This is a genomic window from Funiculus sociatus GB2-C1 (genome assembly GCF_039962115.1).
Classification (GTDB): Bacteria; Cyanobacteriota; Cyanobacteriia; order Cyanobacteriales; family FACHB-T130; genus Funiculus; species Funiculus sociatus.
Genome location: NZ_JAMPKJ010000003.1, coordinates 119348 through 135884, shown reverse-complemented (window position 1 = coordinate 135884; position 16537 = coordinate 119348). Strand labels below are relative to the sequence as shown.

Below are 16537 nucleotides of genomic sequence, written 5' to 3'. Positions count from 1 at the left end.
AAAAATTACTCACAACCCCCGAAATTCTTCTTGCAATGCCCGATGACGAGGATAACGCTGCCGGATATCAGTAATATAGCGTTGCCAAGCCGCTGAATCATTCAAAACAGACAAATAAATTGATTTGATTGCACTAGCATGACGAGCCGCAATGCTGTAATGTTCGCGGTTTTTATTGTCAATATGGCTCTGCACGAGTTGCTGATAAATTTGAATAGATGCTTCCGTGCGGTGTTGCTTCACGCCTTCTGCAACTAAAATTCGCAACGACTCCTCATAATAAGAATTGGCTTTTTGCTGTGCAAGTTGAACAGCCGCATCCCAATCTTGCTCGTAAAGATAAATTTCCGCCAGATTAGTGCTACTTGCTTGAGCAAATTCTATCAGCTTAAGTTTCAGTTCTTGCCAGTTACCTAACTTGACACCAAGGGTTTCAATTTGTTTATATAAATCTAACGTGGTTTTACCGAATTCAGCCAAAGTCATGAAAATGCGACAGTAGTTTGCATCATCCTGTTGCTGGCGATAATGTTCCGCTAATCTCTTTAAAATCGGGCTGTCTTCTAAAGATGAATAACGGGGAGCATAAAGATAATTCAACTGACTCTGAGGTTGAGCTTTTCTGTTAACTAAATCAGATACCCATTGCTCTAACGTCTCCAGGTGTTTTTCCCTATCTCCCTTTTGCTGCCAAAATTCGGCTAACTGTAAATAGTCTTTCTCTTTCTCCAGATTAGCTTGTCGAACTCGGAGATAGTTTTCATCATCTCCTAATTCAAGATAATATTGGGCAATCAAATCGGAGCTTCTCTCGTAATCGCTATTTTCAAACTTTTGAATAAGATAGCGAAAATCTTCTGGGACAGTACAAATTTTGTCCAGTGCCTCTTCAATCGCTTCAGTAACTTCACCGTAGCCACAAATATTCCAACTAAGAGCATCAATTAGCACGTCAAAGTAATTGTGCTTTTGCTGATGAGGTAAATCTAATCTAGTGACAGCTTCGCCGTATAAACAAATTGCTTCTTCAATTTGTGGCGTACCAATGAAGAACTCTCCTTCCTCAAAAACTTCATTGCCGCAAATTGCAATATGCCAAAAAACATCGATTTGATCGACAAGATTCAAAGTTCTGGCATTTTCCAACAAAATATCTAATTCAGAATACTCTTCACTTTCGTCATATTCATTATCGTAATAATCATCGTACCGTCCACGTTCTTCAAGTTCGTCAAAAAATTTGCTGATGTCTCGTTTAAATTGCTTGACTACTTGAGGGGATACAGGCTGTTGCTGGAGAATTTGGGGTGAAATACTGACATTTGCTAACAGAATGCGGCGAAAGTCAGCTTCAACGCTGGAAAGGTTTATAATCAAGTTCAACAGCTCTTGGTGAGACATCCCTGTTAAAGCTTGCTCAAGGGCGGTGGAAGTATTTGCATCCATAAGTTTGAGTTTCAGGCGATCGCGCAAGTGGTAGGAGTGTTATTGCTCTGTCCATAAGCTAGCGCCTTTTAGGATATATTCTGTTGGGCGATCGCTTTCTTTTACCCTAAAATAATCCTGTCGGCTTGGTTCAAATAACCAGCCCATAAGGTCTTTCGACAAGTTCTCCGGCAAAACTATGGTTCAGTACACTCTCGCACAAAGCCCAGAAGTCATCCTGACTGTTCCAGGCAAAGATTCAAAAAAAGCCCGTGAGAAAGCGATGGAGCAGCTTATGGAACTCATGGATGCAGAGGAGCTACCCACCGATCTCGAAGAGGGATTTAGTCCGCAACAGCTGATTGAAGTTAAAGAACTCCAATCAGATGAAAAGAGCGATGAGGACGCTGTAACCCAAGCTGTACAAGTTCTCAGCAACCTGGCTACTCTGAAGCTGAAGGTGCAGGAATCACGCTCCGAAGCTCTAAAAATTCGCGCTCAGGTAGATATCCTATTTACAGAGCAGCCGGTAAGTGAGGAGGAAATCTCCAGCCTCAAGGACGGTTTTAAGGTTCTCAAAAACTTTGCCCAAGTTAATCAGCGCTACCTGGAAGCTCGATCTAAAGCAGAGGAAGCGCGGGCGGTGCTAGACGAGGCTCTAAAATCTCCAGAAAAATAACTTTACTAGCGATCGCTCCATTCTTGGCAAGGGCGATCGCTATCAACACATTAAATGCACAACACCTGAACGTAAAATGATTCAATTTGGTAGTACCTCCCCTGATTCCGGGGAAAAGAACTGGCGACACCAGCTAAATCAATTTGTTAAAGCAAATCAGCAAGAATTAGCAGCACTTGCTTGGGGATTGTGGTTAGAAAATGGAGACACTAAAGGTACTTTAGGGCTGGATATCAAACCAAAACCGCATTTCGTCTATTGTCCCAAACAAGCTATAGAAGCACTAAATAACCAAGTTGAAAATAAACTTCAGGAAATATTGGGAGTTGTGGATGCTCATAAACCGGAAGTGGAAGTTCTGATTATTGGAATTGGCGAGGGACAAATAAAGATAATTCAGTTTGAACCAGATCCCCCACCACCCATTTGTTTTGAGCAAGTCGGCGCAGATGTTGATACATTGCTAGAACGAATAGAGCAAGGCATGGCGGAACAGATAGACTAACTCTTCTAACTTCTTCTGTGCAATTGGTCGCTGTTCAAATCTACAACAACATACCCGCGATCGCAGCTGTCATCAAACCCGCCAACAAACCCCCAATCATCGACCTTACACCCATTCGCGCCAAATCTTTCTGACGATTCGGTGCGATCGCGCCAATCCCGCCAATCGTAATACCAATCGAGCCAATATTGGCAAAGTTGCACAGCGCATAAGTAGCAATAATTACTGCCCTTTGGGAAATCGCCTGAGTTTCAATCAGGGTCTTCAAATCCAGGTAAGCGATAAAATCATTCAAAATAGTCTTTTTGCCCAACAACACCCCAACTTCCCTACAATCAGCCCAAGGCACCCCGATCAACCACGCCACGGGAGCCATTACATAAGATAAAATCGACTCCAGCGACAGGGTTGTCACCCCCACCAGTCCCCCCAGCCATCCCAAAACGGCATTCACAAACGCCAGCAACCCCAAAAAGGCAATAATCATCGCCGCAACGTTAATTGCTAGTTTCGTCCCCTCCACCGCTCCCACAGCCGCTGCATCAATGACATTCTCATAGGTGCTTTCCACTTTTATTTGCACTTTGCCATCTGTCTTCGGTTCTTCTGTTTCCGGATAAAGTAATTTTGAGGCAACGAGTGCGGTGGGCGCAGTCATAAAAAAAGCAGCTATCAGGTGTTCGGCGGGAATTCCAAAGGATAGATATGCGCCTAAAACTCCACCCGCAATTGTGGCAAAGCCCCCAGTCATCACTGCGTGCAGTTCTGATTGGGTCATTGTCGCTACATAAGGTTTAATTAGCAGAGGTGACTCAGTTGGGCCTAAAAAGATGTTGCCAGCACAAGATAAAGACTCAGCCCCCGATGTTCCCATTGTCTTCATCATCACCCACGCCAATCCATTCACCACGCGCTGCAAAATCCTGTAGTGGTAGAGTACGCTGATGAAGGCCGAGAAAAAGATAATTGTCGGCAGCACTTTGAAGGCAAAAAAGTGATCTTCGTATTTTTCCCCAAAGACAAATTTCGCACCGACATCAGAAAATGATAGAAAGCGACTCACCACATCGCCTAGTGCCTTAAATACAGCTAAACCGCCTGGTGTTTTAAGAATTAGAAGCGCCACAATAAATTCTAATCCCATCCCCCACAATATCGGACGCCAGCGCACCGCACGGCGATTTATCGAGAAGGCGTAGGACAACCCAATAAAAACAGCCAACCCAACTGCTGAAATTACCCGCTCCATCGATTCTTAAAACGCTAAGTTAGAATACGGCGTATCATAGCCTGGATACGCGAACAAGAAAGTATCACTTGCTCCTCCGGATTCAAGCTTTATGGGAATGAAGCACAATGAATAACGATAACGTCCAGAAATAATAGAATTTTGGGGAGATAATTATAAATGGTAAGGATTTTTCTTTCCGCTGGACATGGTGCTGGAGATCCGGGCGCGATCGCGGGAGGCACTACGGAAGACAGGGAAATGAGACTCACCCGCGATGCTACTGTAGCCGAAATGCGATCGCGTGGTTTAGATGTCACCTCTGTTCCCGACACGCTGAGTTTAAAGGAAACTATTACCTGGATTAACGTGCGATCGCGTCGTGGCGATGTGGCCCTAGAAATTCACGCCGATGCTGTTAGTAACCTTAATGTGCGGGGTGCCAGCATCTTCTACGTCGCTGGCAACGCTCAACGACAAGCCGATGCCCAGTTGGTACTGCAATCTTTGCTCCGAGCAGTTCCGGGATTGCCTTCTCGTGGAACTAAACCAGATACTAGCACGGGAGTTGGGAGTTTGGGTTTCTGCCGTCAAGTGGATGTTCCTTCCATGTTGTTGGAGTTGGGGTTTATTACCAGTGCAGGCGATCGCGCTTTACTGCAAAGTAGACGTAAAGAGTTCGCCCGTGGACTAGCTGACGGGCTGCAAGCTTGGAGTACGCGAGAAGCGCAGCGACAAGGCATGACTCCCCCGCCTCCTCGGTCATACCCAGTTATCAGCGTCAAAATCAACGACCAGCTTTATAATAATCAGGGTATTCTGGTTAACGGTAATGCCTCTATTCCCGTTGTTTTTCTGAATTCATTGAAGATCGATCCGAGTAAAGTTGCCAATTTTCCCAAAGTTACTCACCGCAATCTTGAATATATCAAAGCGGTTGATTTACAGCAGTTGAATGTGTCTATTAAATGGGATAATCCCTCTCGGACGGTTATTTTAAGCGCCAAGTAAATTCTCAATTAGTCCGGCAGTCAGCCCGGAACTTATGTAGGGACATGGCAATGCCATGTCCCTACAAAGGTGGGGAGAACGTCAGAACCGCGATATATTCCACCCAACTGAGAAACGCTATAGCGTTGGATTCAAATCCAAGGAGGGCGATCGCAATTGGTGCAAGATAATGAACATTTCCCAGGCTGAATCGGTGACAGCAATTGTGTTGGCTGGCGGACAAAGTTCGCGGATGGGAAGGGATAAAGCCTTAATTTCTGTTAATAATGTACCGCTGATTCGGCAGGTTTGTGAAGTCGCCCAAGAGTGTGCGTCTGTAGTTTATGTGGTGACACCTTGGATTGAAAGATATCAAGATATCTTGCCACATAACTGCCAATTAATTCGAGAAGCTTATGACTTGGAAGCAGGGAAAACTCACGGGCCTTTAATTGGGTTTAGACAAGCTTTAGAATTGGTGCAAACAGATTGGGTGCTGTTACTTGCCTGCGATTTGCCAAATTTAAAAGTGGAAGTTTTGCAGAGTTGGTTACAGCAGTTGCCAGTGTCAGAAGATGCGATCGCGCTTCTTCCCCGACACCCGAAAGGCTGGGAACCCTTGTGTGGTTTTTACCGCCGTTGCTGTTTGCCGCTACTGTGTGAATATATCAATCGAGGCGGCAGATCATTTCAGCATTGGTTGGCGGAACATTCTGTACAGGAACTACCCGTAACTCAACCAGAAGTATTATTTAATTGCAACACTCCCGCTGATTTGGAAGCACTGGAAAATTAATTTACCCGGATTCCCTGGCTGGGCTGGGGAAGGCGAAAATGACTACTGAGAGGATGTCTGAAAAGTCATAATCGAGACGCTTAGATGGTGGAGATCCCCCTTGCATCCCCCTTTTTAAGGGGGACTAAGACTTGATTCTCCCCCCAATTCATCGGGGGGTTGGGGGGATCAAGCTAACTTTTGACACTTCTGGGACATCCTCTGAGTATTTAAGGATTAACTGGTCTTGGTCTAGCCGGGATAACTGGATCTGCGTCCAAATTAGGCAGAGGTCTCAACCCCGGCGGAGGTGCTACCGGAGTTGTAAACTGCGGCGTTGGATTTGGGGCAGGCGGGGGCGCAAAGGTGGGGGACAAGCTGCTGGGATAATCTTCCGCCGAATTGCAGCGATTCATCGCGGTGCTGGCGGTGATTTCCAGTTGGCGAGTCAAGCCAACGACGCATTCAGCAAAGCGGACTGGCAGCAGGCTGCGGCGACAATTATCAAGAACATCAAGCGCTGCCGCATTTCTGGTGTCGTTGTTAATATTAATTACACACCTGCCTAACTCTATCGGGCGGCGCACACGGATACAGGCAGGCAGAACGTCTTGCGCGGCAAGCTGAGTTTCTTGGTTAATATAATACACGCAAGCGGATAATTGCTGAGGATCGAGTGCGTCTGAACAAGCTGAGGCAGCTTGTTCTACGGAAATACCAACATTCCGCAAGTCTGCGGCACAGTATTGAAATGGACTCAGATGGGTGGCGGCGGCAGGATTGCTGGGGATGATAATTGCAAAAAATCCTGCTGTTAGCGCGATCGCAGTAAACTTATCGCTACTTTTGTTTTGCATTTTGATTTCTATACAAGTCGCTCAAAAGCTATCCTACTTGTACTTTGCACACACTTTGCACTTTACACTGGCACTGATGCTTTCCAGTCGCTTAAGACAATGCCATAAAGCCAAAAAAATACCTGTTGACAATTAAGCCAAAGTATGCCACCGAATTTAATCCAGCAATGTAGCAGCGTAGGGTACGTTACGCTGTCGCGCTTCGCACCCCACACAATTTTTTAGTATTCCGGCACCGAAGGGTCAATTTCTCGACTCCAAGCAGTAATCCCACCTTTAACGTTGGTGCCTTCAATGCCAGCTTCTTTCAGAATCCCCAACGCTTTCGCGGAACGTCCACCCATCTTGCAGTGTGCAATTAAGCGATGACCATTGAGTAATTCCTTAACTTTGGCAACACCAGCGCCGCTTTCAATATCCGGTAACGGCACTAAAACTGAACCGGGAATTTGGGCAATTTCGTATTCATTGGGGTTGCGGACATCAAGCAGCACAAAATCATCTGTACCGCTGTCTATCAATTCCTTCAATTCCTTAACCGTCATTTCTGACATTTCCATCTGCTGCTTTGCCTCCTCTGCTTTTGCTTGTGGAATCCCGCAGAAATGTTCGTAATCTATCAATTTTTCAATAACTGGTCTTTCTGGGTTCGGACGCAGTTTCAGTTCCCGAAACTTCATTTGCAGGGCATCATACAACAGCAGTCGCCCACTCAGAGTATTACCCTGACCCAAGATAATTTTAATGGCTTCAGTTGCCTGAATGGTGCCAATAACGCCACACAAAACACCCAAAACGCCGCCTTCAGCACAAGAGGGAACCAATCCGGGTGGTGGTGGTTCGGGGTAGAGGTCGCGGTAATTGGGGCCGCCTTCGTAGTTAAATACGGTAGCCTGACCTTCAAAGAAGAGGATAGAGGCGTAAACGTTGGGTTTATTTAACAGTACGCAGGCATCGTTAACTAGATAACGTGTGGGAAAGTTATCAGTGCCATCCACTACAACGTCGTAGGGTTCGAGAATGTCCAGGGCGTTCTCTGAAGTCAGGCGGGTTTCGTATAAGTCAACTTGGCAATCAGGATTTATTTCTAAAATCCGGTTTCTTGCCGATTCAATTTTTGGTTTACCTACCCAAGAGGTGCCGTGAATTACTTGCCGTTGTAAGTTGGAACTATCAACGACATCAAAATCGACAATGCCGATGCGTCCGATACCAGCAGCGGCAAGATACAGCAATAGTGGCGAACCCAGTCCCCCAGTGCCAACACACAGGACGCTTGCTGCTTTCAGGCGTTTTTGTCCTTCTAGTCCCACTTTGGGCAGGATGAGGTGGCGGGAATAGCGTTCGTATTCTTCTTTCGTTAACTGGATTTCATCCAGATTGGGATTAAGCATGACCTTTCAGTGAGGGCAGACAGAGTTAACAGCCTATCAAAAATACAATAGTCTTTGTATCTTTGTGTCTTAATAGTTTTTAATCTAGGTTATTTCTACCGTAATCATTTCTTCTGGCTGAAACTGGTGTGCATCGTCCAGACTCCAGTTACACAGGTCGCCAGCTTTGCCTTGTAGCACAGAGACAATAATATAAGAGTATACTGACCAAGCGCAGGCTCGATCAAATTCTGAGGGAACTGCTGGATGGTCGGGGTGGGAATGGTATATGCCGATGATATCAAAAGAGCGATCGCGTCCTTCCCTCTGAGCTTTTAGGATATCTAGTGGTGCGATCGCGTATCTATCTCTTTTGCTACTACCTAGTTTATCCGAACCCGCGATCGCAGCGAACGCTTGGGCTGCTTCTGCATCCCAACTGTTCTGGGTTGGTATCACTTCCGCAACGATTTTCTCATCCCTAGCCAATCCCAGTAACAAGCCGCAGCACTCATTAGGATAGCTGCTTTCAGCATGAGTGCGAATGGCTTGCAAATGGTGAGGGTAAATTTTTAAAACTGCCAAAACCCAATCATCCTCAATAGATAGCGACCAGCAAGGCTCAACAGGTTATATTGAAATATTTAATACTACCATGCGTAAATGAATAGGGAGCATCCCTATGAGAGCAAATATAAGTCTACAGGCTAGAAGCCTTGATGGAACAAAGCCTGCTAACGCAACGGCTTTATATTATTAGCCTGCGTTGGCAGGCTTTGTTTGTTCGCCCTTGACTTTAGTCGGACATTTTTACTTAATTTTATCTTTTGCTGAATAAACTATAGCTTTTCTCAGTATTTTGATGTTCGGGGACATGGCAATGCCATATCCCTACAGATGTATTGCACCCACACCTTGAATTTATATAACAAAAATTAAATTGTGATCGCATTATCTGCAACCAATACCATTTCCTGTAAATAAATGATTTAATACTAAGAGAATTAGGAGTGCATCATGTCTAGATTAATCAAAATATTGTCAATTGATGGAGGCGGTATTCGCGGCATCATTCCGGCTATGATTTTAGCCAATATTGAACATATAACATCAAAGCCGATTGCAGAGCTTTTCCATCTGATTGCGGGTACTTCAACCGGGGGGATTTTGGCTTTAGGGCTTACTAAACCCAACGGGCGAGGGAAGCCTGAACATCCTGCCGCAAATTTAGTCAGACTTTACGAAAAAGAAGGAAGCCGCATTTTTCCTCAGTCTAATTTTACTAAACTCAAAAATTTACAAGACGAAAAATATCCCTCAGATGGGATAGAAAGAGTTTTACAAGAATACTTTGGGGAAACCATGATTGGCGAAGCGCTGACAGAAATATTGATTCCCAGTTATGATATTGAATTGCGCCGCCCTTACTTCTTCAAACGCACCAAAGCCAGAAAAACCCCAGACTGCCACAATTTTCCTATGAAAAAAGTGGCACGGGCAACTTCCGCCGCTCCAACATATTTTGAACCCCTGAAACTGGAAACAAATGACTTGACAGATTACTATGCCTTAATTGACGGTGGCGTTTTTGCTAACAATCCCGCCATGTGTGCATATGTTCAAGCAAAAATTAACTATCCAGATGCAAATGATTTTCTAATTGTCTCAATTGGTACTGGAGAACTAACCACAATTCTGCCCTATGAGAAGGTGAAAGACTGGGGACTTCTCCAATGGGCGCAGCCGATCATCCATGTAACTTTTGATGGAGTCAGCGACACCGTACATTACCAACTCAAACAGTTACTTCCTCCCGTAAAAGATCAACGTCGTTACTATCGCTTTCAGACAAGACTGACCGAACGCGGCGATCACATGGATGATGCAAGTAAGGAAAATATTCGCGCCTTAAAACTGCAAGCCGAAAGCATCATTAATGATAATGAAGAGAATTTGCAGATGCTTAGCAATCAGTTGTTATCAGCAGCTAATTAATAAATATCCGGCGATGTTTGTAATCGCCGGGGCTTTCATCAAGAGCAAATCTGCTGAAAGCCGTTACATTAATCCTTTTTCTACACTGATGAAGATGCAGGCATCTCGTAGGATAAAGATAATCACCTGCGACGGAATAACCAGCTGTGGCTACCGAAGAACTGCATCCAGAGACAGCGATCGCCCGAACTCCCCTATATCAACTCGCCCTAGAACAAAAAGCCCGACTCACCGCCTTTGCCGGGTGGGAGATGGCAGTACAATACATCGGCATTGCCCAAGAACACCAGGCAGTTCGCACCTCAGCGGGGATGTTCGACATCTCCCACATGGGCAAATTTACCTTCAAAGGGAAACAGCTAATTTCCCACCTCCAGCCGCTAGTTCCCTCGGATCTTAGCCGCCTGAAACCCGGTGAATCTCAGTATACCGTCCTGCTAAATCCTCAAGGTGGGATTTTGGACGACATAATTTTCTACTATCAAGGCGAAGACAACGGCGAACAGCGGGGAGTAATGATAGTCAACGCCGCCACCAGATCCAGAGACAAAGCTTGGGTGTTTGCACAGTTGGAATCTTACCCAGTTGATTTCGAGGATTTGTCAGTAGCGAAAGTTTTGATTGCTGTTCAGGGGCCGAAAGCGATCGCATTTTTACAGCAATTTGTCAAAGATGATTTGACACCGATTAAGGCATTTGGGCATCTCGACACAACCATACTCGAACAGCCAGCCTTTATTGCCCGGACTGGCTATACAGGCGAGGATGGGTTTGAAGTGATGGTAGACCCAGAAGTAGGGGTAGAATTGTGGCGAAATCTTGTAGCAGCTGGTGTGGTTCCCTGCGGACTCGGCGCTAGAGATACCCTGCGCCTAGAAGCAGCAATGGCACTTTATGGGCAAGATATTGATGAAAGCACCACGCCCTTAGAAGCTGGTTTGGGTTGGGTAGTTCACCTCGATAGCAAAGGCGACTTTATCGGGCGAGAGGCGCTGGAACAACAAAAAGCTAATGGAGTAGAACGCCGTCTGGTAGGGTTGCAAATGCAAGGGCGTTACATCGCCCGTCATGGCTACCCGGTGCTGCATAACGGTGAAGCTGTGGGTGTTGTCACCAGCGGTACGCTAGCACCAACTTTAGGGCAACCAATTGCCCTTGCCTATGTTCCCACGAATTTAGCGCAGATTGGGCAGCAGCTAGAGGTGGAAGTCCGGGGTAAATCATATCCAGCGGTTGTTGTCAAGAAACCTTTTTATCGTTCCCCTACTCGTCTCTCCAGCAAGTAAAAGTGCCTCTGCTTCTAGTGCTGAGTCGAATAGTTACTCGTTACTCGTTAAGAGGATGTCTGAAAAGTCATAATCGAAATGCTTAAACGGTCAGATCCCCCCCAGCCCCCCTTAAAAAGGCGGGAGAATCTTCTCAAAGTCCCCCTTTTTAAGGGGGATTTAGGGGGATCAAAGTAACTTTTGACACTTCTCAGACATCCCCAGTCAGAAACTCTTACCCAGAGAAATAGACTGGGCAAACTCCCGCAAAGTTTTCGCATACGACTCGCCAGCAACCGACGCTAGATCATCGTGACGTGCACTATCCACCCAAAAAGAGCGCTTGGGTTCATTTGCTGCGGCAAAAAGTTGCTCCCCGTGCCAAAATGGTACAACTTCGTCCCGCCTCCCGTGCATCACCAGCACTGGAGCAAGCACCTTTTTAATCTTGCTAATATTATTAAACTTATCAAAAGGCACAATCGGAATCTGCGTCACCACCCGAAACGTGCTAAGAAATGGAGTTTCCAAAATTAAACCAGCAACAGCCTTGCGAGAAGCCAAATCAACAGCCGGGCCACTACCCACAGAACGCCCATAGACAATAATCCGATTTGGGGGGACACCCAACTGCTGAGTTAGATAATTATAGGCGGCATCAATATCCCGATAAACATTACTCTCAGTGGGAGTTCCCTGACTGGTGCCATAACCGCGATAATCGTAGCTAAAGACAGCAAAGCCCATATCCCGCAGTTCTCTTAAACCCGGTAGACTGTCTCCCAGGTCTTCCGCATTGCCGTGGCTGTATAGGATTGTGTAGGTAGCGCTAGGATTAGGCAGATGCACCGCTGAGATTTTCACGCCATCCGCAGTCGTTAGCTTGATAATCTCCCTACTGTCCTGATAGCTAGAGGGTTGCGGCAGAAAAATCATCCTGTCCGAAAAAAAGTAGGCATAGAAGCAAAGAAAAGCATAGATAAAGATTGCCGAAAAGGCCAGCCTTTTCAAGGAAAATTCGCCAAATAGTAGACGATAGAGCTTTTGTTTATCCATAATTGTGCTGATTCTAAGTCTGAAAGCTGTAAACTTAATGGCTAACTTAAGCTAGTTTCAGCGTACTGATGAGGAAGTGAGATGGCTCTGGAATACCCTGATGACTTGAAGTATTTAGACTCCCACGAGTATGTGCGGCTAGAAGGCGAAATTGCCACAATTGGCATTAGTGCCTTTGCTGTCGATCAGATGGGCGATATAGTGTTTTTGGAGTTGCCAGACGTGGGCGATGCCCTGCAAAAGGGAGCCAGCTTTGGCACAATTGAATCAGTGAAAGCGGTTGAAGATATGTATGCGCCAATCAGCGGTACGGTTATTGAGCGCAATGATGTCATTGTAGAAGCTCCAGAGCATCTGGGAGAAGACCCTTATGGAGAGGGTTGGTTGTTGAAAGTTCGCATCAATGACCCCGATGAACTGGATGAAGCGCTGACGGCGGATGAGTATCGAGTCCAGGTGGAAGGGGAATAAGAGTTTTACCTAGAGACGCGATATATCGCGTCTCTAGTTTTGAGTTTTGAAAACATTCTCTTCATTCAAACTTCAAACTTTTCCCAACTCCTGACTCTGAAATTACTGTTACAAAGTAATAAGCAGACAATTCTGGAGAGCAAATGGCATATTATACCGCTCAAACGCAGTCTAGCCGTCAGCAAGTGATGGGAGGAATAAGGCAATCGATTTCTTTTGCAGACAGGCATATTGGCCCAAACCCCGATGAAGTCGGGCAAATGCTGGAGGTGTTGGGGCTGAAAGACCTTGATGCACTGGTTGAGAAGACGGTTTCGCAGACGATCCGCCTTAGGGGAAGTCTACAGTTACCCGAACCAAAAAGCGAGTACGCAGCGATCGCGCTCCTCAAAGAAATCGCCTCGAAAAATCAGGTATTCCGCTCATACATCGGCATGGGCTATCACGACTGTATCACCCCGCCTGTCATACAGCGCAACATCTTAGAGAATCCCGGCTGGTACACAGCATACACTCCCTATCAAGCAGAAATTGCCCAAGGTCGTCTGGAAGCGTTGCTGAATTTCCAGACAATGATTATAGACCTCACAGGTTTGGAAATTGCCAATGCTTCCTTACTTGATGAAGCAACCGCCGCCGCCGAAGCGATGACGATGAGCTATGGCATCTGCAAAAATAAGGCAAATGCGTTCTTCGTCTCAAAAGACTGTCATCCCCAAACTATCGAAGTCGTGCAAACACGGGCGATACCGTTGGGTATTGATGTCATTGTCGGCGACTTTCAAACCTTTGACTTTCAGCAACCAGTTTTCGGCGTACTTTTGCAATATCCCGCCAGCGATGGCACAATTTACGACTATCGGAGTTTTGTCGAAAAAGCTCATGCAGTCGGTGCCTTAGTTACAGTCGCAGCCGACCCCTTGAGTTTAACTCTGCTTACACCCCCTGGAGAATTTGGGGCTGATATCGCGGTAGGAAGCACTCAGCGCTTCGGTATTCCCTTGGGCTATGGGGGTCCTCATGCCGCTTACTTTGCCACCAAAGAAGAGTATAAGCGACAAGTTCCGGGGCGAATTGTCGGCGTTTCTAAAGATTCCCAAGGAAACCCTGCACTGCGTCTGGCCTTGCAAACCCGCGAACAGCATATCCGCCGCGATAAAGCTACGAGTAACATTTGTACCGCCCAAGTTCTACTGGCGGTGATGGCGGGTATGTATGCGGTCTATCATGGGCCAGCAGGATTGAGAAATATTGCCGAAAATATTCATAATCTGACTGTACTTCTGGCAGAAGGACTGAAGCGACTAGGTTACAGCATTGGTAGTGAGAATTATTTTGATACATTGTGCGTAGAGTTACGCGATCGCAACTTAAAAGAAATTCTCCAACGTTGCCAAGCCCGTCAAATTAACCTGCGGATAGATACAACTATCGGGATTACCCTAGACGAAACAACTACAGTCGCAGATGTCATCGACTTATTAGAGATTTTCGCCCTTTCCGATTCCCTACCCTTCACGGTTGAAGAGTTAGCACCAAAATCTAACTCCCCTTTCTCCCGTACCAGCAACTATCTCACTCATCCCGTCTTTAACCGCTATCACTCAGAAACAGAACTTTTGCGTTATATGCACCGTTTGCAAGCAAAGGATCTGTCTTTAACTACATCTATGATTCCCTTGGGATCATGCACGATGAAGCTGAATGCAACATCTGAGATGCTACCTGTAACTTGGTCTGAATTTGGCAAAATTCATCCTTTCGCGCCCCTTTCGCAAACGCGGGGTTATCAAGTTCTATTCCAACAGCTTGAGGAATGGTTAGCCCAAATCACAGGTTTTGCCGGAATTTCTCTGCAACCGAATGCTGGTTCTCAAGGGGAATATGCAGGACTTTTAGTAATTCGTCAGTATCACGAAAGTCGCGGCGAAACACACCGCAATATCTGTCTAATTCCCCAATCGGCGCACGGAACAAATCCTGCAAGTGCGGTGATGTGTGGGATGAAGGTAGTGCCAGTTAACTGCGACACTCAAGGCAATGTTGACTTAGACGATCTTAAAGCTAAAGCCGAGAAACACAAGTCCGAACTCGCCGCCTTGATGGTGACATATCCCTCCACTCACGGCGTATTCGAGGAACCGATTCGGGAAATCTGCGATGTTATCCATGCTAACGGCGGACAAGTCTATATGGACGGGGCGAATATGAACGCTCAGGTCGGGCTGTGCCGTCCGGGAGACTTCGGCGCGGATGTTTGTCACCTAAATTTGCATAAAACTTTCTGCATCCCTCACGGCGGCGGTGGCCCTGGTATGGGGCCCATTGGTGTCGCACCGCATTTAGTACCATTCCTACCTGGACATTCTGTTGTCAAAATGGATGCGAATAATCCAAAATCGATGGGTGCTGTTTCTGCTGCGCCTTGGGGTAGCGCCAGCATCTTGACGATTTCTTGGATGTACATCGCCATGATGGGTGGCGCGGGTTTGACGGATGCAACCAAGGTGGCAATTTTGAATGCTAACTACATCGCCCGTCGTTTAGAAAGTTACTACCCAGTTTTATACAAGGGGAAAGCGGGTTTAGTGGCGCATGAGTGTATTTTAGACTTGCGATCGCTCAAAAAATCCGCCGGAATCGAAGTAGATGACATCGCTAAGCGTCTGATGGACTACGGTTTCCACGCGCCTACCGTTTCTTGGCCTGTCGCGGGTACGATGATGGTGGAACCAACAGAAAGCGAATCGAAAGAAGAGTTAGACCGTTTTTGCGATGCAATGATATCTATTCGTCAAGAGATAGAGGAAATTGAATCGGGTAAAGTAGATGCTCAAGATAATGTCTTGAAGAATGCACCTCATACCGCAGAAAGTCTGATTACTTCCGAATGGAACCATCCTTACTCTCGCGAACAAGCTGCTTACCCCGCGCCTTGGACACGCGAACACAAGTTTTGGCCTGCTGTCGGACGTATCGATAATGCTTTTGGCGATCGCAATTTAGTTTGCTCTTGTCTCCCGATGGAAGCTTATTCACAAGGCTAGTCCATTTAGGCTGACATCAAGTAGGGTTTTCTCGGTTAGTAACGAGAAAACCCTATTTTTGTTATTGGTTATTAATCGCTACAATTAATTCATAAAATAACGCTGATAACCAATAGCCGTATGGTTCAAACAATTCAAGCTAAAGATATCACCCTGCGGGGCTTAGAAAACGAATTTGGTTTATTACCTTCTAAAAATAAGAATTTTTTTACTGAATGGGTAGATAATTTACCTCAAATTACCTCAGAAGAGCAGCATTTTTTGGACGGAGTTAAAGAGGAATATCTACATTTAATCGAACGTCGTCCCATGCTGGAAGACTTAGTGAAAATGGTGGTACTTTCTCCGTTGCTGAAACTAGCTGGCTTTTATCGTCCACCTTATGAAATTGAAACAGAAAAATCTGTAACGATTTCAGATAAAGATGAAGACGGAGTTATAGTGCAGGGAAAAATTGATATTTTAGTTTTACAAAGTGAACTATGGGTGGTGGTGATCGAGTCTAAAAGACCGCTATTTTCTTTGGATATAGCAATACCTCAAATACTCGCTTATATGTTAGCTAATCCTCATTGTGATAAACCAACATTTGGATTTATCAGCAATGGCAGTCATTTCAGATTTATAAAACTCACCAAGCAAGACACGCCACAGTACGCCTTATCGGATGAATTCACGCTCTATCGACGGGGGAATGAGTTGTATAGTGTTCTGAGTATCTTAAAGCGATTGGGTGAATTGGTGGTCAGGTAGCGATCGCATTCAATGATTTGAACCACAAAGACGCGCTAGTGTAGCGAAGGCGATCGCATTTTTTGTTAAACCGGATAGGTGCAGAAGACGCAAAAGGGGTATCGTCTTTGACTCATCG

At 45.9% G+C, this 16537-nt stretch carries 15 protein-coding genes; 9 read left to right on the top strand and 6 right to left on the bottom strand.

Going from position 1 to position 16537, the window contains the following annotated elements; all coding sequences use genetic code 11:
* Positions 1 to 9: 9 nt before the first annotated feature.
* Positions 10 to 1446 (bottom strand): hypothetical protein, encoded by a 1437-nt coding sequence (locus NDI42_RS02850; protein ID WP_190420454.1) that lies wholly within the window; start codon positions 1444 to 1446, stop codon positions 10 to 12.
* Positions 1447 to 1624: 178 nt separating this feature from the next.
* Here NDI42_RS02850 and NDI42_RS02845 point away from each other — a divergent pair, with 178 nt between their 5' ends.
* Both NDI42_RS02845 and ccmS read left to right on the top strand, forming a co-directional pair.
* Complete coding sequence (locus tag NDI42_RS02845; protein WP_190459836.1) at positions 1625 to 2104, top strand: hypothetical protein; 480 nt, start codon at positions 1625 to 1627, stop codon at positions 2102 to 2104.
* Positions 2105 to 2183: 79 nt separating this feature from the next.
* Entirely contained in the window at positions 2184 to 2609 is a 426-nt protein-coding gene (ccmS, locus tag NDI42_RS02840) for a beta-carboxysome assembly chaperone CcmS (protein WP_190420651.1), read from the top strand.
* 40 nt (positions 2610 to 2649) lie between these two features.
* Here the strand turns inward: ccmS and NDI42_RS02835 are convergent, their stop codons facing one another.
* Positions 2650 to 3858, bottom strand: a complete 1209-nt coding sequence (locus tag NDI42_RS02835) for a NupC/NupG family nucleoside CNT transporter (RefSeq protein ID WP_190459834.1) — start codon at positions 3856 to 3858, stop codon at positions 2650 to 2652.
* A 159-nt stretch (positions 3859 to 4017) separates the two neighbouring features.
* Between NDI42_RS02835 and NDI42_RS02830 the strand changes: the two genes are divergently transcribed.
* Both NDI42_RS02830 and NDI42_RS02825 read left to right on the top strand, forming a co-directional pair.
* Positions 4018 to 4848 carry an N-acetylmuramoyl-L-alanine amidase family protein gene (locus NDI42_RS02830; RefSeq protein WP_190459832.1) on the top strand — a complete coding sequence of 277 codons (831 nt, stop codon included), beginning with the start codon at positions 4018 to 4020 and terminating at the stop codon, positions 4846 to 4848.
* 169 nt (positions 4849 to 5017) lie between these two features.
* Entirely contained in the window at positions 5018 to 5623 is a 606-nt protein-coding gene (locus NDI42_RS02825; protein ID WP_190459910.1) for a molybdenum cofactor guanylyltransferase, read from the top strand.
* Positions 5624 to 5832: 209 nt separating this feature from the next.
* Here the strand turns inward: NDI42_RS02825 and NDI42_RS02820 are convergent, their stop codons facing one another.
* The 3 genes from NDI42_RS02820 to NDI42_RS02810 form a co-directional block, all read right to left on the bottom strand.
* A complete protein-coding gene (locus tag NDI42_RS02820) occupies positions 5833 to 6459 on the bottom strand; it encodes a hypothetical protein (RefSeq protein WP_190459830.1) in 627 nt (208 codons plus the stop codon).
* A 221-nt stretch (positions 6460 to 6680) separates the two neighbouring features.
* Entirely contained in the window at positions 6681 to 7853 is a 1173-nt protein-coding gene (gene moeB / locus NDI42_RS02815; RefSeq protein WP_190459829.1) for a molybdopterin-synthase adenylyltransferase MoeB, read from the bottom strand.
* Positions 7854 to 7937: 84 nt separating this feature from the next.
* Positions 7938 to 8417: a M67 family metallopeptidase gene (locus NDI42_RS02810; RefSeq protein WP_190459827.1), complete on the bottom strand. Its 480-nt coding sequence runs from the start codon at positions 8415 to 8417 to the stop codon at positions 7938 to 7940.
* Positions 8418 to 8849: 432 nt separating this feature from the next.
* On the opposite strand from NDI42_RS02810, the gene NDI42_RS02805 reads away from it, so the two are divergent.
* Both NDI42_RS02805 and gcvT read left to right on the top strand, forming a co-directional pair.
* Entirely contained in the window at positions 8850 to 9827 is a 978-nt protein-coding gene (locus NDI42_RS02805; RefSeq protein WP_190459825.1) for a CBASS cGAMP-activated phospholipase, read from the top strand.
* Positions 9828 to 9973: 146 nt separating this feature from the next.
* Positions 9974 to 11113, top strand: a complete 1140-nt coding sequence (gene gcvT / locus NDI42_RS02800) for a glycine cleavage system aminomethyltransferase GcvT (protein WP_190459824.1) — start codon at positions 9974 to 9976, stop codon at positions 11111 to 11113.
* A 204-nt stretch (positions 11114 to 11317) separates the two neighbouring features.
* On the opposite strand, the gene NDI42_RS02795 is transcribed toward gcvT, so the two are convergent.
* Positions 11318 to 12148: an alpha/beta fold hydrolase gene (locus tag NDI42_RS02795; RefSeq protein WP_190459822.1), complete on the bottom strand. Its 831-nt coding sequence runs from the start codon at positions 12146 to 12148 to the stop codon at positions 11318 to 11320.
* A gap of 81 nt (positions 12149 to 12229) precedes the next feature.
* On the opposite strand from NDI42_RS02795, the gene gcvH reads away from it, so the two are divergent.
* The 3 genes from gcvH (at position 12230) to NDI42_RS02780 (ending at position 16419) form a co-directional block, all read left to right on the top strand.
* A complete protein-coding gene (gcvH, locus tag NDI42_RS02790) occupies positions 12230 to 12619 on the top strand; it encodes a glycine cleavage system protein GcvH (RefSeq protein WP_190420476.1) in 390 nt (129 codons plus the stop codon).
* Positions 12620 to 12762: 143 nt separating this feature from the next.
* Positions 12763 to 15666 (top strand): aminomethyl-transferring glycine dehydrogenase, encoded by a 2904-nt coding sequence (gcvP, locus tag NDI42_RS02785; protein ID WP_190459819.1) that lies wholly within the window; start codon positions 12763 to 12765, stop codon positions 15664 to 15666.
* Between the two features lie 120 nt (positions 15667 to 15786).
* Positions 15787 to 16419 carry a type I restriction enzyme HsdR N-terminal domain-containing protein gene (locus tag NDI42_RS02780; RefSeq protein WP_190459817.1) on the top strand — a complete coding sequence of 211 codons (633 nt, stop codon included), beginning with the start codon at positions 15787 to 15789 and terminating at the stop codon, positions 16417 to 16419.
* Positions 16420 to 16537: the final 118 nt, after the last annotated feature.

What these genes read in the sequence shown, in the direction of transcription:
- NDI42_RS02850 (WP_190420454.1), bottom strand. Translation starts at nt 1,446, where the DNA reads ATGGATGCAAATACTTCCACCGCCCTTGAGCAAGCTTTAACAGGGATG.
- NDI42_RS02845 (WP_190459836.1), top strand. Translation starts at nt 1,625, where the DNA reads ATGGTTCAGTACACTCTCGCACAAAGCCCAGAAGTCATCCTGACTGTT.
- NDI42_RS02835 (WP_190459834.1), bottom strand. Translation starts at nt 3,858, where the DNA reads ATGGAGCGGGTAATTTCAGCAGTTGGGTTGGCTGTTTTTATTGGGTTG.
- NDI42_RS02830 (WP_190459832.1), top strand. Translation starts at nt 4,018, where the DNA reads ATGGTAAGGATTTTTCTTTCCGCTGGACATGGTGCTGGAGATCCGGGC.
- NDI42_RS02825 (WP_190459910.1), top strand. Translation starts at nt 5,018, where the DNA reads ATGAACATTTCCCAGGCTGAATCGGTGACAGCAATTGTGTTGGCTGGC.
- NDI42_RS02820 (WP_190459830.1), bottom strand. Translation starts at nt 6,459, where the DNA reads ATGCAAAACAAAAGTAGCGATAAGTTTACTGCGATCGCGCTAACAGCA.
- moeB (WP_190459829.1), bottom strand. Translation starts at nt 7,853, where the DNA reads ATGCTTAATCCCAATCTGGATGAAATCCAGTTAACGAAAGAAGAATAC.
- NDI42_RS02805 (WP_190459825.1), top strand. Translation starts at nt 8,850, where the DNA reads ATGTCTAGATTAATCAAAATATTGTCAATTGATGGAGGCGGTATTCGC.
- NDI42_RS02795 (WP_190459822.1), bottom strand. Translation starts at nt 12,148, where the DNA reads ATGGATAAACAAAAGCTCTATCGTCTACTATTTGGCGAATTTTCCTTG.
- gcvH (WP_190420476.1), top strand. Translation starts at nt 12,230, where the DNA reads ATGGCTCTGGAATACCCTGATGACTTGAAGTATTTAGACTCCCACGAG.
- gcvP (WP_190459819.1), top strand. Translation starts at nt 12,763, where the DNA reads ATGGCATATTATACCGCTCAAACGCAGTCTAGCCGTCAGCAAGTGATG.
- NDI42_RS02780 (WP_190459817.1), top strand. Translation starts at nt 15,787, where the DNA reads ATGGTTCAAACAATTCAAGCTAAAGATATCACCCTGCGGGGCTTAGAA.